Genomic DNA, 14,620 nt, shown 5'->3' with positions numbered 1-14,620 from the left:
GACGTAAAACATCTGTTGAACGCCCCTCTTTAAGGTGTTATACAAATGTATAACGTTAGTTTTGCGGGACGTGCCATGAAGATCGAAATCAAGAAGATCGGCAATTCGGATGGTCTGTTGCTGCCTCGCGAGTTGATGCAGCGGCTCGATCTCAAGCGTGGGCAGCAATTGCATGTCGTGGAATTGCCTGGAGGCGGTTTCCAGGCGCTGCCCTACGATCCTGACTTCGAGCGGACGATGGAAATCGCCGATGAGGTGATGGAGAAGTATCGCGACACGCTCGCCGCGCTCGCAAAATAATCGGCATGCGCGCATGAGTGAGCCTGAGGAGCCGCACTGGATCACCTACGAGCAGGCGATCGCCATTCACAGCCGACAACTCCGCCGTTTCGGCGGTGCGCCGGGACTGCGCGACGAAGGCATGTTGCGCTCGGCGTTGGAGAGGCCGATCAACAAATGGCGTTATCAGCAGGCGTCGCTCGATGAACTCGCCGCAGCCTATGCATTCGGGCTCGCGAAAAATCGTGCCTTTGTCGACGGAAACAAGCGCATCGCTTTCATGGCGATGATGGTCTTTCTGCACAAGAACGGCGTGGCCTTCGGTCCCGATCCTGCGGAAGCGACAACCATCATCCTCTCGCTTGCCGCCGGTGAAGTCAGCGAGCAGAGCCTCGGCCGCTGGATCCGCGACAATCTGGATTCCAAATGAGCCGATTTGCGGGAAAACCGCGCCTCCGTGCCGTTGCCCTGCCCGAAACTTTGCGGTATCCCAACCGTGAAATTCGACTTTCGACTGGGGACATCCATGGCTGACCATAGCGACGTGGCCTACACCACCGCCGACGGCAACGACTACGTTGCCCACGAGCAGACCTATGAGGGCTTCATCAAGCTCGTGAAGTACGGCACGGCTTCGGTCGCGCTTATCGTGATCCTGATGGCGATCTTCCTGACCTGATCTATCGTCTTTTGCACCGCCATTGTCGTCGGTGCTCAAAAAATCTGCATTCAAGCCGGTTCGAAAACCGGTATCCAACGTTGCGGGAGTAACGCTAAGTTCGCGTGCGCGCTTTTCCCCGCGTCGCCGGAGGGCCTATGAAGATCGCCGTTGCCAAGGAAATCGACCCGTCGGAGCCGCGGGTCGCCGCTTCGCCTGATACGGTGAAGAAGTTCAAGGCGCTCGGCGCCGAGATCGCGATCGAGCCCGGCGCCGGTCTCAAGTCGGGCCTGCCCGATTCCGAATTCACGGCGGTCGGAGCCAGCGTCAGCGCGGACGCGCTGAAGGACGCCGACATCATCATCAAGGTGAAGCGCCCGGAGGCGTCCGAGCTCGCGCAGTACAAGCGCGGTGCGCTCGTCATCGCCATCATGGATCCCTACGGCAACGAGGCCGCGCTGAAGACGATGGCCGATGCCGGCATCTCCGCCTTCGCGATGGAATTGATGCCGCGCATCACCCGCGCGCAGGTGATGGACGTGCTATCGTCGCAGGCGAACCTCGCCGGCTACCGCGCCGTGATCGAGGGCGCCGAAGCTTTCGGCCGCGCCTTCCCGATGATGATGACCGCCGCCGGCACCATTCCGGCCGCCAAGGTCTTCGTGATGGGCGTCGGTGTGGCAGGGTTGCAGGCGATCGCGACCGCGCGGCGTCTCGGCGCCGTCGTCACCGCCACCGACGTCCGGCCCGCCACCAAGGAGCAGGTGGAATCGCTTGGCGCCAAATTCCTGGCCGTCGAGGACGAGGAGTTCAAGAACGCGCAGACCGCCGGCGGCTACGCCAAGGAAATGTCCAAGGAGTATCAGGCCAAGCAGGCCGCGCTCACCGCCGAGCACATCAAGAAGCAGGACATCGTGATCACGACGGCGCTGATCCCGGGCCGGCCCGCGCCGAAGCTGGTTTCGGCCGAGATGGTCAAGTCGATGAAGCCCGGTTCGGTGCTGGTCGATCTGGCCGTCGAGCGCGGCGGCAACGTCGAGGGCGCAAAGCCGGGCGAGGTCGCCGACGTCGATGGCATCAAGATCGTCGGCTACACCAACGTCGCCGGCCGCGTCGCGGCATCCGCATCCAGTCTCTACGCGCGCAACCTGTTCAATTTCATCGAGACCATGGTCGACAAGGCCAACAAGTCGCTGGCGGTGAACTGGGACGACGAACTGGTCAAGGCCACCGCGCTGACCAAAGACGGCGCCGTGATTCACCCGAACTTCCAGCCGAAAGCTTAGGAGAGCCGCCATGGAGCACATTGCACAGGTCGTCGACCCCTTCGTCTTCCGGCTGTCGATCTTCGTCCTCGCCGTCTTCGTCGGCTATTTCGTGGTGTGGTCGGTCACGCCGGCGCTGCATACGCCGCTGATGAGCGTGACCAACGCGATCTCCTCGGTGATCGTGGTCGGCGCGCTGCTTGCGGTCGGCGTCGGCATGATCTCGAGCGGCTCGGGGTGGGCGCGCGGCTTCGGCTTCATCGCGCTGATCTTTGCTTGCGTGAACATTTTCGGGGGCTTCCTTGTCACCCAGCGCATGCTGGCGATGTACAAGAAGAAGGCGAAGTGAGCGGCGTGCACCTCGGGGTGACGAAGACAAAGGGGACCTGAGATGAACGCCAATCTGGCTGCAGTTCTGTATCTCGTGGCGGGTGTGCTGTTCATCCTGTCGCTGCGCGGGCTGTCCAGCCCCGCCTCATCGCGGCAGGGCAATTTCTTCGGCATGATCGGCATGGGAATCGCCGTCGCGACCACGCTGGCGAGCCATCCGCCGGCGGACGGCCTCGCTTGGATCCTCGTGATCCTGGGCATCGCCATCGGCGGCTCGATCGGCGCGGTGATCGCCCGCCGCGTGCCGATGACCTCGATGCCGGAACTGGTCGCCGCCTTCCACTCGCTGGTCGGCATGGCCGCGGTGCTGGTCGCCGCGGGGGCGTTCTACGCGCCCGAGGCGTTCGACATCGGCACGCCCGGCAACATCCATGCGCAGAGCCTGGTCGAGATGTCGCTCGGCGTCGCCATTGGCGCGCTGACCTTCACCGGCTCGGTGATCGCGTTCCTGAAGCTGTCTGCCCGCATGAGCGGCGCGCCGATCATCCTGCCATTCCGCCACATCATCAACATCGCGCTCGCCGCCGCGCTGGTGTTCTTCATCGTCGGGCTCGTCCTGTCCGGCAGCGCGCTCGACTTCTGGCTGATCGTGATCCTTGCGCTGGCACTCGGCGTGCTCATGATCATCCCGATCGGCGGCGCCGACATGCCGGTCGTGATCTCGATGCTGAACTCCTATTCGGGCTGGGCCGCAGCCGGCATCGGCTTCACGCTCGGCAACTCCGCATTGATCATCACCGGCGCGCTGGTCGGCTCCTCCGGCGCGATCCTGTCCTACATCATGTGCCACGCGATGAACCGCTCCTTCATCTCGGTCATCCTGGGCGGCTTCGGCGGCGAGACCGCAGCAGCCGGCGGCGGAGCAGGCGGTGAGCAGAAGCCGGCCAAGCTCGGCTCGGCGGACGACGCCGCCTTCATCATGAAGAACGCCTCCAAGGTCATCATCGTGCCTGGTTACGGCATGGCGGTGGCGCAGGCCCAGCATGCGCTGCGCGAGATGGGCGACATCCTGAAGAAGGAAGGCGTCGAGGTGAAGTACGCGATCCACCCCGTCGCGGGCCGCATGCCCGGCCACATGAACGTGCTCCTGGCCGAAGCCAACGTGCCCTATGACGAGGTGTTCGAGCTCGAGGACATCAACTCCGAATTCGCGCAAGCCGACATCGCCTTCGTGATCGGCGCCAACGACGTCACCAACCCGGCCGCCGAAGAGGACAAGACCTCGCCGATCTACGGCATGCCGGTGCTCCAGGTCTGGAAGGCCGGCACGGTGATGTTCATCAAGCGCTCGCTCGCCTCCGGCTATGCCGGCATCGACAATCCGCTGTTCTATCGCGACAACACCATGATGCTGCTCGGCGACGCCAAGAAGGTAACAGAGAGCATCGTCAAGGCGATGTAGCGCCGGAGAACCGGCGCGGCGATGACAATCCTGAAATGGATCGCCATCCTCATTGCCGCCGGCTATTTCGCGGTGCTCGTCGTGCTCTACGTGAAGCAGCGCGATATGCTGTTTCCGATCCCGACCACTGATCGCACTGCGCCCGCCGCCGCGGGATTTCCGGAGGCTGAGGAGCACGTCCTTAGCACGTCGGACGGCGAGAAGGTCATCGTCTGGCATGTGCCGCCGAAGCCCGGCCGTCCCGTGGTGCTGTTCTTTGCAGGCAATGGCGATTTTCTCGCCGGGCGCGTCAACCGCTTCAAGGGCATCATTGCCGACGGCACCGGACTGGTGGCGCTGTCCTATCGCGGCTATGCCGGCTCGAGCGGTGCGCCGAGCGAGCAGGGTCTGCTGCGGGACGGCGTGGCCGCCTACGCCTTTGCGACGGAGCGCTATGACGCAGCGCGGATCGTGGCCTGGGGCTTCTCGCTCGGGACCGGTGTCGCGGTCGCAATCGCACCCGAGCATCCGGTCGGCAAATTGATTCTGGAAGCGCCCTACACGTCGACGGTCGACGTCGCAGCGTCGCTGTTTCGCTTCATCCCAGTTCGTCTCCTGATGCGCGATCTGTTTCACTCCGACGAGCGCGTCGCACGCGTTGCGGTCCCGCTTCTGATCATGCACGGGACCGATGATCAGGCGATTCCCATCGCATTCGGCGAGCGATTGTTTGCGCTGGCCCGCGACCCCAAGCAGATGGTGCGGTTTCCGGGCGGGGGACACGAAAATCTCGATAACTTTGGCGCCCTCGAGACAGCGCGGCAATTCATAAATGGCGGCTGAGGGCTGACGGGCCCGATCTTCTCGCGCATAATCGTTGTGTCAAAGCAAGGAATCGCCCGCATGAGCGCACACGGACCGATGCCGCGGTCGTCCTGGATCTTCCCCGCGCTGGCGGTGCTGCTGTTCCTGATCGTCACCGTAACCGGCTATGGCTTTACCCTGTCGGTCGGCGGGGGCGCTTTTGCGATCGTCCTTCTGGTGATCCTGTTCGGCACCGTGTTCGCGGCCGTGCACCATTCCGAGGTGATCGCGGAGCGGATTGGCGAACCCTTCGGCACGCTGCTGCTCACGCTCTCGGTCACCATCATCGAGGTCGCGCTGATCACCACGATCATGCTGGGCGACAAGCCGGCGCCGGAGCTCGCACGCGACACCGTGTTCGCAGTCGTCATGATCGTCTGCAACGGCCTGGTCGGTCTCTGCGTGTTCATCGGCGGCCTGCGCTACCGCGAGCAGGGTTTTCAGGTCTCGGGCGCCAACGTCTATCTCAGCGGACTGATCGCGCTGGCGACCATCACATTGATCATGCCCAACTACACTCTGACGACGCCGGGCCCGGTCTATTCGGCGCTGCAGCTCGGCTTTGTCGATGTCGTCACGATCGTGCTGTATGGGGTGTTTCTCTATACCCAGACCGTGCTGCACAAGGATTACTTCGTTCATGGAAAAGGCGAGGGCGGGGGTGGAGAGGAGCACCTCTCGGGCAAAATGCTTGCGCTCAGCATCGCGCTGCTGCTGATCTCGCTGCTGGCCGTTGTTCTCCTTGCCAAGAAGTTCTCGCTGGTCGTCGACGCCGTCGCCGACAGGATCGGCGCTCCGCCGGCGTTTGCAGGCCTTTTGGTCGCGCTTCTGATCCTGATGCCGGAAGGCGTTTCCGCGATCGCGGCAGCTCGCAAGAACGACCTTCAGAAAAGCATCAATCTGGCGCTCGGCTCCTCGCTTGCGACCATCGGCCTGACCATCCCGGCGGTGGGGATCGCCACCTACGCGCTCAACCAGCAACTCGTCTTGGGCTTGAACCCGGCGAACACGGCACTGCTATTCCTGACATTCTTGCTGAGCATGCTGACCTTCGGCACCGGCCGGACAAACGTGCTGTTCGGACTGGTGCATATGGTGGTATTTGCCGTCTACGTGTTCATGGTGTTCGTGCCCTAGACGAGGTTCCGATGCTTGCCGCCAGCTCCGAGGTTCAGATCGACAATGAGGAGGTCCGGGTCACCGAATGGCGGCTCGCCCCGGGCAGCGCGACCGGGCACCACACCCATGGCATGGACTATGTGATCGTTCCCGTCGTCGCCGGTGAAATGACGATCGTGGCCCCGGGCGGGGAGCGTTCCAAGGCGCAGCTTGCGGCCGGAAAGTCCTACTTTCGCAAAGCCGGCGTCCGACATGATGTGCTTAACGAAACCTCAACCGAGATCGTGTTCCTTGAGATCGAGCTGAAGCTTTAGGTGGAGCGTTGAAGCCTTGTTAAAGCCTTGGGCAGACGTTACCGATTGCCATCGATCCGTCGCAGTTGATCCCTTACTATGCCTCAAAGTTCCCGCATCAGATCGCGCGGGGAGTGGCCGGAATGCTGAAATACATCGCTAAAATCTCGATGGATATCTTCCCCTCGGTGCTCGCCACGATCATCGGGGCCTACATCGTCAATCACTACATCAACGCCCGGCCGGCGGCTGATACCCCAGCCGCGTTGGTGGCGCCTGCCCACGGCGGCAAGAACGGCAAGCCTGCCGATACGGCCAACCTCCCGATCCCCGGCGTCAAGGCCAAGGGCATTTCCGAGAAGAACGTGACGGAGAAGGCGGCAGTCGAGAAGTCGGTCGATCAGCCGGCTGCCGACGTCAAAGCTGCGGACGTGGCCCCGGTCGAGGCCGCTCCCGCCGGTCCGCGCGGCCGGCCTTCGGCGCGTGAGAAGGCGGTCGCCAAGTCCATCCCGACGTCCACCCCGGCCGTTACCGCTCCCGCCACCGTGCCGGTGGTTGAGGCCAATTCGGCTCCGTCGGCCGCCCCGGCGGCTGCGGGCCCCGACGCCAACGATCTCGCGCGCGCCGCGATCGAGCGACTGCGCAAATTCCCCGAGGCCAAATCTGCCGAGAAGCCGGCTGAAGTCGCGCCGCAAGAGGCTGCTCGCGCGCCCGAAGCGCCGCGCGCCCAGGAAGCTCCGCGGCTCGTGACTGCTGTGCCCCCATTCGTGCGACCGCTACCGCCGCCGATCACGGTGTCAACGCCGTCGGTCGAGATGCCTGCGAACCCGCCTTACACGGCCTCGGTCGGCAACGACGACCCGAACCGGCTGACGCCGCCGGCCGATATCCCGGTGCCGGTGATCGCGCCGCCGCTCGATCTGCGCGCTGACGCGGGTGGCTCCGTGCCGCGGCCCAAGACCAATGTCGCCGACGACATGCTGTCCGGCGTCAAGTCGATGTTCCACGCCGTCCTGCCGAAGAACGTAACCCCCGACTAAGACCGCGCCTGACCCGCGCCAAATCTTTCAGCCGCCGACGCGGGCGAGACCGCTGCGGGCGGCCTCGTCGCGCGGGCGGAGCGAGACTGCCTTGGTGTAGGACGCCGCCGCCTTGGTTTTCTCGCCCAGCCGCTCATAGGCCTGCCCCCGCGCCGTCCAGACCTGGGCGTTCTGTGGGTCGACTTCGGAGGCCTCGTCGAGATCGGCCGCGGCCTCCTTGACCTTGCCGATGGCGAGATAGCTGATCGCGCGGCCGAGCAGCGGTTCGGCCTTCTGCGGATTGAGCCCGCTTGCGGCACCGAAATCGGCGATCGCGAAGTCGTGCTCGTTGTTGCTTTGGTAGAGCAGAGCGCGGCCGTAAAGCGCCTGTGCGTTGTAGGGGTCGAGCGCGACGGCGCGATTGAACTCGTCCAGCGCTGCCGACGTCACCCCCGATTTCGCTAGCGCCTGGGCTTTGACCGTGTGGGTCTGGGCTTCAGTGATGTTGGCAGCGCTGACTGCGCTATCCGGGGCGGCAGCTGCCGCTTTCGGTGCCTCCTGCGGCTTGTCCTTCTCGGGCGTCAGCGAGCCCAAATCGAAGGAGCAGCCGCACAGGGCGATTCCCACCAAGGTCAGCGCGAGCGGCTGACGCCAGATCTGGCGGAGCCGCAGAAAGCCGGGCTCGGGGAAAGGGTCGGCCATCTACGGTTCGCTCGCGCGCTGGTGCCGCATCTGTAGTGCCCCGTCCCAGAAAAGGCACCGCTACAAAACAATAACGCGGGCCCAAGGCCCGCGTCATCGAAAACTCAGTGTTGCGATTTCGGCAAAATCAACGCGGTCCGCGCGGACCTGCAGCAGCGCCCGCACCCGGGCCGCCACGACCGCCACGATCACCGCCAGGGCCGGCGCCGAACACCGGCTTCGGCTTCATCGGCAACAGGCCTTCGCGCTGCAGCTTCTTGCGGGCCAGCTTGCGCGCGCGGCGCACGGCTTCGGCCTTTTCGCGGGCCTTCTTCTCGGAGGGCTTTTCGTAATGGCCGCGCAGCTTCATCTCGCGGAAAATACCCTCGCGCTGCATCTTCTTCTTCAGCGCCTTGAGAGCTTGGTCGACATTGTTATCGCGAACGAGAACCTGCACGCGGCATCCTCTTCAGTGGATCGGATTTGAATTCTGGTAAGTCTAAGGGGATGGCGAAACGCCCGGCCCTTAACCTTGAGCGCGCGGATGTATCAGACAAAACCCGACATGTCCACCTGCGAACCGCTTTTTCGGGCCAAGTTACGCCATTAAATGGGGCGAAAACCCGCTGCATGGTCGCAATTTGGGTGGTTTGGCGCCAAAAGGCGGACCGTTCTCCGGAACTTGATCCGGAGGTTCTGGAAATCAGGGGAGGACGACATGGATATGAGAAAATACGCCGCGGAGGCCATCGGCACGTTCTGGCTCACATTCGCAGGGTGCGGTAGCGCGGTGATCGCGGCGGGCTTTCCGCAAGTCGGGATCGGCCTGGTCGGCGTCTCCCTGGCGTTCGGCTTAAGCGTGGTCACCATGGCTTACGCGATCGGGCACATCTCCGGCTGTCATCTCAATCCGGCCGTCACGGTCGGGCTTGCTGCCGGCGGGCGCTTTCCCGCAGGCCAGATCCTGCCTTACGTGATCGCACAGGTCTGCGGTGCGATCGTCGCCGCCGAATTGCTCTATATGATCGCCAGCGGCGCTCCCGGCTTCGACGTCACCAAGGGCTTTGCCTCCAACGGCTATGATGCGCATTCGCCCGGCCAGTACAGCATGGTCGTCTGCTTCGTCACTGAGGTGGTGATGACCATGATGTTCCTGTTCGTCATCATGGGCGCGACCCATGGCCGCGCGCCTGCGGGCTTTGCCCCGCTCGCGATCGGGCTCGCGCTGGTCATGATCCATCTTGTCAGCATTCCCGTCACCAACACGTCGGTGAATCCGGCGCGCAGCACCGGACCGGCGCTGTTCGTCGGCGGCTGGGCACTGGCGCAGCTCTGGCTGTTCTGGGTCGCGCCCCTGATCGGTGGCGCCCTGGGCGGCGTGATCTATCGCTGGCTCAGCGAGGAGCCCACGGGCGTCGTCGCGGGCGTGAAGACGGCATGATCGAGCAGCGGGATCGCGGCACTTGCCGCGGTCCCGTCACTTGCCTTTCGAAGGCATGACTTCGGTGACATGGCCCATCTTGCGGCCGGGGCGCGGTGCTCCCTTGCCGTAGATGTGCACGGTCGCGCCCGGCACGCTCAGCCATGTCTCGTAATCGTTGATCTCGTCGCCGATCAGATTGGTCATGGTGACGATCTCGCCGTGGCGCACCGGCTTGCCGAGCGGCCAGCCGGCAATGGCGCGGATATGCTGCTCGAACTGCGACACGGACGCGCCGTCGAGTGTCCAGTGACCGGAATTGTGCACGCGCGGGGCGATTTCGTTGACCAGCACCTTCGGTCCGGTGCCGTTGGCGAGCACGAACATCTCGACGGCCAGCACGCCGACATAGTCGAGCGCGGTTGCGATCTTGCCGGCGATGCTGCGCGCCTCTTCGGCCAACACGTTCGAAATCGGCGCGGGCGCACGGGATATCTTCAGGATGTGGTCGCGATGCTCGTTCTCGGTGACGTCGAAACACTCGACCTGGCCCGCGGCCGAGCGTGCGGCGATCACGGAGATCTCGCGCTCGAACGGCACGAAGGCTTCCAGGATCGCTAGTTTGGTGGCGAGGCTGGTCCAGACCTTCGCGATGTCGTCGCCCTCGCGGATGATGGCCTGGCCTTTGCCGTCATAGCCAAAGCGGCGAGTTTTCAGCACCGCCGGAAGGCCAATCCTTGCGATCGCCTCGCGCAACGATGCGACTGAGGTGACGTCGGCATAAGCGGCGGTGCCGATCCCGAGCCGCGTCACAAAATCCTTTTCGGCGAGCCGGTCCTGCGTGGTCTCGAGGATCTTGCGGTTGGGCAGCACCGGGCGGCGCGCGTCCAGCACCATGGCGGCTGCCGCCGGCACGTTCTCGAATTCGTAGGTGATGACGTCGACGTCGTTGGCGAACAGCTCCAATGCCTCGACATCTGCGTATTCCGCGCAGGTCGCGTTCAGCACGACATCGAAGGCCGGCGAATCCGGATCGGGCGAGAACACCTGGCAGCGCAGGCCGAGTCGGGCCGCCGCCATCGCCAGCATCCGGCCCAGTTGCCCGCCGCCGAGGATTCCGATGGTGTCGCCGGGCTTCAGCTTCACCTGCCTTGAGTCAGTCACGCCTTGTCCTCCGGGCGCTCGGCGATCGCCTCGGTCTGCGCCTTGCGCCAGGCGGCGAGGCGGTCGGACAGGGCCGGATCGGACAGCGCCAGCACGGCTGCCGCAAGCAGCGCCGCGTTGATCGCACCGGCCTTGCCGATCGCCAGGGTACCGACCGGGATGCCGGCGGGCATCTGGACAATCGAATAGAGCGAATCAATGCCCTTGAGCGTCCTGGATTCGATCGGGACGCCGAACACCGGCAGTTCCGTCAGAGCCGCGGCCATGCCGGGCAGATGCGCAGCGCCGCCCGCGCCGGCAATAACGACCTTGAAACCGGCGGCCTTGGCGCCCTTGGCGAAGGTAAACAGCCGGTCCGGGGTCCGGTGGGCCGAGACGATGCGGCTCTCACAGGCGACGCCGAGAGCTGCAAGCGTGTCGGCGGCATGCCGCATGGTCTCCCAGTCCGACTGGCTTCCCATGATGATGGCGATCGGCGCGGTCATGTCGTCAATTGTGCTCGGGAAAACAGAAACATAGGCCAGATTAACGGTTCCGGCCGGCGGATCGCAAGGCGGTGGCAAGGAGAAGGGAATGCACTATCCTGTCTTGGTGAATCCCCGCAAGCCTTCATTGAGCAGGATGCCCATGAAGAAACCAACAAGGGCGACAGCTGCGAAGGCCAAAAAGGGCCGGAAAACCAGCGGGAGCCGAGCCAAAGCTGTCCCAAAGCGTGCCGTGCCGGCACGTCGCCGCGCGCTCGCAGATGACGGCGCCACGGACATCAACAAGGCGGCCATCCGCGCCCTGCGGACCAAGCTGAGAGGGGCGCTGCGGTGCATCGCGGAACTCGAAGCCGCCGCCGACACCGACTTCCTGCTCGACATTCCGAACCGGCGCGGTTTCGAGCGCGAGCTCAACCGAGCCATCGCCTATATGAAGCGCTATCGCGCCAGCGGCGCGCTGATCGTGCTCGACGTCGACCGGCTGAAGCCGATCAACGATTCGTTCGGCCATGGCGCGGGCGACGAGGTGCTGAAGGCGATCGCCGCCACGCTGACGCGGCAAATCCGCGCCTCCGACATGGTCGGCCGTCTCGGCGGCGACGAATTTGCGCTGCTGTTGTGGAATCTCAGCGAGACCGATGCCAAGGCCAAAGCCGTGATTTTGGAGCAGGCGGTCGACGAATTGTCGTTCGTCTTTCGCGGGCAACACGTGACGGCGGGCGCCTCCGCCGGCGTCGCGCTGCTCGGCGCGCACTCCGATGCCGCCCGCGCGCTGGAGGAGGCTGATGCTGCCATGTATGTGCGCAAGGCGCAGCGGCGGCACGAGCCGCGGATCAGGCTTGTCAGCAGCTGAGTTTACAACGTAGCCAGATCTTCCGGGACGTTACCGAATTTGCGCAGCAGCTTGGCGTCACCAAATTCGCCGGTCATGGGATCGCCGCTGCGGCTGAACGCGACCGCGCCGATATGGCCAGCACCTCGTGCCAACATCTCGGCGCGCCGCAAGGCTGCCGTCGAGGTCTGGCATTCTTCAGCCGCGCCCGCGACAGGCGATCCGTCGGCATCGATAAGAAAGGGCATTGCCACGTAATAGGTCACATCGGACATTGGCGTTGCTCCAGCATGGTGAATTCAGGCGGCGCTGCTCTTGCTCCGCATCTTGCTGCGTGAGGTCTCCGGAATGCAGCCGGCCGAGATCGCCGCCTGTAATTCCTCGAGCTCGGCTTCCAGATATTCGTTGGCCATGATCAGCGCCTTGATGGTGCTGCGCAGATTGCCGTCGCACATCGCGATGGCCTGATCGCAGGCTTGCTCATAGTGGCTGTTGTCGAAAAGGGCGGCTGCTGACATCTGCGTTTTCCTGGGCGTTGTCTTGGACGTCTTCTGGGGGCGGCGGCTCCAAAATGTTCTCTCTTTGTTCCAATCGAGTCAAGCGGATTCCAGCGCCCGCAGCTTCACCGCGGCGCGATCGCTGTGGATCAGGCGATGATGTCGGGCGTGATCTGGTCTTCGATGAAGGCGATCCGGTCCCGCAACAACAGCTTGCGCTTCTTCAATCGCTGCAACCGCAACAGGTCGGGGGCGGGCGATTGATGCAGTGCATCGATCGCCGCATCGAGATCTCGGTGTTCCTGGTGCAACCGGGCGAGTTCGGCTTCGAGCTCGCGCTCGTTTTCATTGGTCATGTCTGCGGTGGCCGAAAACCGATAGCTTGAGATTAAGGCTGTGGATGCCCTGTGGAAATTATCGTCCTTGCGCGGCGCGATCGCAAGCGATCTGGATCGCGGGCCACCGTTCTCTCGCAAGATATTTCGGTGATCGCTTAACCGGGTTCACGCAGGCGCATTGATATCATGGATTTTTCCCCGCGTGGTTCCTTACTCACGGTTCGTTACATATGAATTTTCAAAAATGACACTGCGACGACGGATACCCATCGACAGAACGAATCGGTGATGTACACTTCCTCGTCCGGATCGAATCCAAGGTTCACCCCTACCGAGGAGGTTTCGAATGACAATTCAGGCACATCTGGTTGAATTGGAACGGAAGCACAAAACTCTCGAAAACGAATTGCACGACGCTCTCGTGCACCTTTCAACAGACGACCTGCAAATTGTTGAGTTGAAGCGCCGGAAGTTGCTGGTCAAGGACCAGATCGAGCGATTGAAGCACAACGAGACGCTTCACTAGTAACCCCCGTAAACAGCGTAGAGTTTGATCGTACCCTTTCACGCGGGGATGGGAGCTTGTGCGCTCATCCCCGCGGAAGGTGCGCGCTGCGCCATCGTGATTGCGCGGCGTTTAGAGGCCTGCGAGCGTGGCAACGTGATCCGCGATCGCAAGCGATGACGTCAATCCCGGCGATTCGATGCCGAACAGGTTGATCAGGCCTTCGACGCCGTGGTCGGTCGGACCCTGCATCAGGAAATCCTGCGTGGCGACAGCCGGCGGCACGATCTTCGGGCGAATGCCTGAATAGCTCGGCATCAGCGCGCCGTCGGGCAGCGTCGGCCAGTATTTGCGGATCGCCGGATAGAAGCGCTCGGCCCGCGAGGGATCGACCGCATAGTCGATCGTCTCGATCCACTCCACGTCAGGCCCGAAACGGGCCTGCCCCGCCATATCCAGCGTCAGATGCACGCCGAGGCCGCCGGGCTCCGGCACCGGATAGATCAGGCGCGAGAACGGTGCCTTGGCGTTGCAGCTGAAGTAATTGCCCTTGGCGAGATAGGCCGGCGGAATCCGCTCCAGCGGCATGCCGTCGATGTGGCGCGCGACCGTCGTCGCCGAAAGCCCGGCGGCGTTGACGAGCAGGCCACATTGCAGTGTCATCGGCGCTTCGCCGCCGGCGTCGATCTCGATGAACCCGCCTGCCACCTTGGCGCGGATCAAGGGCGTGTGAAACGCAAAGGCCGCGCCTGCCGCTTCGGCCTCGCCGCGCAGCGAGAGCATGTAGGCATGGCTGTCGATGATGCCCGTCGACGGTGAGAGCAGGGCTGCGTCGCAGGCGAGCGCGGGCTCCAGCGTGCGCGCCGCATCGCCCGAGAGCAGCTGCATGTCGAGCACGCCATTGGCCTCGGCATGCGCCTTGATCGCTTGCAGCTTCTCGGTTTCCTTCGCGCTGGTTGCGACGATCAGCTTGCCGCAGTTCTTGTGCGGGATGCCGCGCTCGCCGCAATAGCGGTAGAGTGCGTGCTTGCCGCTGACGCACATGCGCGCCATCCAGCTGCCGGCGCGGTAGTAGATCCCGGCATGGATCACCTCGCTGTTGCGCGAGGAGGTCACGGTGCCGATGGCCTCGGCCTCCTCGAGCACGATTACCTCGCGCCCGGCCTGCGCCAGCTTGCGGGCCACCGCGAGCCCGATCACGCCGGCTCCGATGACGACGCAGTCGACCCTATCCATGGTTGCGGAGGATTTTCGCTGAAGCCGGGGGAACCGATTTGCCTGGCAAACGTGCCGCGCGGTCGTTGTCCGTTAAGGAGGCATTTATCATGTCAGGGCAATTGCCGTATTCTGGGACACATTTTTCCATTGGGCGTACAGCCGTTTACCCGATCCAAACCCGCGAAGCCAGACAATCCACGTTCAAACGCGGG

The 14,620-nt window shown here is 63.6% G+C and carries 21 protein-coding genes; 13 read left to right on the top strand and 8 right to left on the bottom strand.

Annotated features, from left to right (window positions below; translation table 11 throughout):
* Positions 1–75 precede the first annotated feature (75 nt).
* The 10 genes from AC0L2O_RS17575 (at position 76) to AC0L2O_RS17530 (ending at position 7,289) form a co-directional block, all read left to right on the top strand.
* The gene (locus AC0L2O_RS17575; protein WP_409192095.1) at positions 76–300 is read left to right on the top strand and encodes an AbrB/MazE/SpoVT family DNA-binding domain-containing protein; all 225 of its coding nucleotides are present in this window, start codon (positions 76–78) and stop codon (positions 298–300) included.
* A 13-nt stretch (positions 301–313) separates the two neighbouring features.
* Positions 314–709, top strand: a complete 396-nt coding sequence (locus tag AC0L2O_RS17570; protein WP_473370583.1) for a type II toxin-antitoxin system death-on-curing family toxin — start codon at positions 314–316, stop codon at positions 707–709.
* 96 nt (positions 710–805) lie between these two features.
* Entirely contained in the window at positions 806–958 is a 153-nt protein-coding gene (locus AC0L2O_RS17565) for an aa3-type cytochrome c oxidase subunit IV (RefSeq protein WP_369721448.1), read from the top strand.
* A 137-nt stretch (positions 959–1,095) separates the two neighbouring features.
* Positions 1,096–2,223: a Re/Si-specific NAD(P)(+) transhydrogenase subunit alpha gene (locus AC0L2O_RS17560; RefSeq protein WP_369721449.1), complete on the top strand. Its 1,128-nt coding sequence runs from the start codon at positions 1,096–1,098 to the stop codon at positions 2,221–2,223.
* Positions 2,224–2,233: 10 nt separating this feature from the next.
* On the top strand, positions 2,234–2,551 hold the full coding sequence (locus AC0L2O_RS17555; protein ID WP_027538813.1) for a proton-translocating transhydrogenase family protein: 318 nt from the start codon (positions 2,234–2,236) through the stop codon (positions 2,549–2,551).
* Between the two features lie 42 nt (positions 2,552–2,593).
* Positions 2,594–3,994 carry an NAD(P)(+) transhydrogenase (Re/Si-specific) subunit beta gene (locus AC0L2O_RS17550; RefSeq protein WP_409192097.1) on the top strand — a complete coding sequence of 467 codons (1,401 nt, stop codon included), beginning with the start codon at positions 2,594–2,596 and terminating at the stop codon, positions 3,992–3,994.
* A 21-nt stretch (positions 3,995–4,015) separates the two neighbouring features.
* Positions 4,016–4,816: an alpha/beta hydrolase gene (locus tag AC0L2O_RS17545; protein ID WP_473370582.1), complete on the top strand. Its 801-nt coding sequence runs from the start codon at positions 4,016–4,018 to the stop codon at positions 4,814–4,816.
* A gap of 60 nt (positions 4,817–4,876) precedes the next feature.
* A complete protein-coding gene (locus AC0L2O_RS17540) occupies positions 4,877–5,974 on the top strand; it encodes a calcium:cation antiporter (protein WP_473370581.1) in 1,098 nt (365 codons plus the stop codon).
* 11 nt (positions 5,975–5,985) lie between these two features.
* A complete protein-coding gene (locus AC0L2O_RS17535; RefSeq protein WP_473370580.1) occupies positions 5,986–6,270 on the top strand; it encodes a cupin domain-containing protein in 285 nt (94 codons plus the stop codon).
* 122 nt (positions 6,271–6,392) lie between these two features.
* Positions 6,393–7,289, top strand: coding sequence for a hypothetical protein (locus tag AC0L2O_RS17530; RefSeq protein ID WP_473370579.1), 897 nt, complete (start codon positions 6,393–6,395; stop codon positions 7,287–7,289).
* 27 nt (positions 7,290–7,316) lie between these two features.
* Here AC0L2O_RS17530 and AC0L2O_RS17525 read toward each other — a convergent pair whose 3' ends face one another.
* Positions 7,317–7,970 (bottom strand): tetratricopeptide repeat protein, encoded by a 654-nt coding sequence (locus AC0L2O_RS17525; RefSeq protein ID WP_473370578.1) that lies wholly within the window; start codon positions 7,968–7,970, stop codon positions 7,317–7,319.
* A 127-nt stretch (positions 7,971–8,097) separates the two neighbouring features.
* Entirely contained in the window at positions 8,098–8,406 is a 309-nt protein-coding gene (gene rpsU / locus AC0L2O_RS17520) for a 30S ribosomal protein S21 (RefSeq protein WP_369721456.1), read from the bottom strand.
* A 261-nt stretch (positions 8,407–8,667) separates the two neighbouring features.
* On the opposite strand from rpsU, the gene aqpZ reads away from it, so the two are divergent.
* Positions 8,668–9,390, top strand: coding sequence for an aquaporin Z (gene aqpZ, locus AC0L2O_RS17515; RefSeq protein WP_369721457.1), 723 nt, complete (start codon positions 8,668–8,670; stop codon positions 9,388–9,390).
* A gap of 36 nt (positions 9,391–9,426) precedes the next feature.
* On the opposite strand, the gene AC0L2O_RS17510 is transcribed toward aqpZ, so the two are convergent.
* Both AC0L2O_RS17510 and purE read right to left on the bottom strand, forming a co-directional pair.
* Positions 9,427–10,533 carry a 5-(carboxyamino)imidazole ribonucleotide synthase gene (locus AC0L2O_RS17510; RefSeq protein WP_473370577.1) on the bottom strand — a complete coding sequence of 369 codons (1,107 nt, stop codon included), beginning with the start codon at positions 10,531–10,533 and terminating at the stop codon, positions 9,427–9,429.
* Positions 10,530–11,018: a 5-(carboxyamino)imidazole ribonucleotide mutase gene (purE, locus tag AC0L2O_RS17505; protein ID WP_473370576.1), complete on the bottom strand. Its 489-nt coding sequence runs from the start codon at positions 11,016–11,018 to the stop codon at positions 10,530–10,532. The genes AC0L2O_RS17510 and purE overlap by 4 nt, the downstream gene beginning before the upstream one ends.
* 142 nt (positions 11,019–11,160) lie before the next feature.
* On the opposite strand from purE, the gene AC0L2O_RS17500 reads away from it, so the two are divergent.
* Positions 11,161–11,871 (top strand): GGDEF domain-containing protein, encoded by a 711-nt coding sequence (locus tag AC0L2O_RS17500; RefSeq protein ID WP_473370575.1) that lies wholly within the window; start codon positions 11,161–11,163, stop codon positions 11,869–11,871.
* Between the two features lie 2 nt (positions 11,872–11,873).
* Here the strand turns inward: AC0L2O_RS17500 and AC0L2O_RS17495 are convergent, their stop codons facing one another.
* From AC0L2O_RS17495 to AC0L2O_RS17485, 3 genes are all read right to left on the bottom strand, one after another.
* A complete protein-coding gene (locus tag AC0L2O_RS17495) occupies positions 11,874–12,125 on the bottom strand; it encodes a hypothetical protein (RefSeq protein WP_473370574.1) in 252 nt (83 codons plus the stop codon).
* 24 nt (positions 12,126–12,149) lie between these two features.
* Positions 12,150–12,368, bottom strand: a complete 219-nt coding sequence (locus AC0L2O_RS17490) for a hypothetical protein (protein WP_369721461.1) — start codon at positions 12,366–12,368, stop codon at positions 12,150–12,152.
* Positions 12,369–12,496: 128 nt separating this feature from the next.
* A complete protein-coding gene (locus tag AC0L2O_RS17485) occupies positions 12,497–12,703 on the bottom strand; it encodes a YdcH family protein (RefSeq protein ID WP_369721462.1) in 207 nt (68 codons plus the stop codon).
* A 328-nt stretch (positions 12,704–13,031) separates the two neighbouring features.
* Between AC0L2O_RS17485 and AC0L2O_RS17480 the strand changes: the two genes are divergently transcribed.
* A complete protein-coding gene (locus AC0L2O_RS17480) occupies positions 13,032–13,211 on the top strand; it encodes a YdcH family protein (protein WP_369721463.1) in 180 nt (59 codons plus the stop codon).
* Positions 13,212–13,322: 111 nt separating this feature from the next.
* On the opposite strand, the gene AC0L2O_RS17475 is transcribed toward AC0L2O_RS17480, so the two are convergent.
* A complete protein-coding gene (locus tag AC0L2O_RS17475) occupies positions 13,323–14,426 on the bottom strand; it encodes an NAD(P)/FAD-dependent oxidoreductase (protein WP_473370573.1) in 1,104 nt (367 codons plus the stop codon).
* Positions 14,427–14,620: the final 194 nt, after the last annotated feature.

It is taken from the genome of Bradyrhizobium sp. Kon10 (assembly GCF_055807395.1).
Note: the sequence above shows the minus strand (reverse complement) of the source record. Positions and strands in the feature narration are given on the sequence as shown.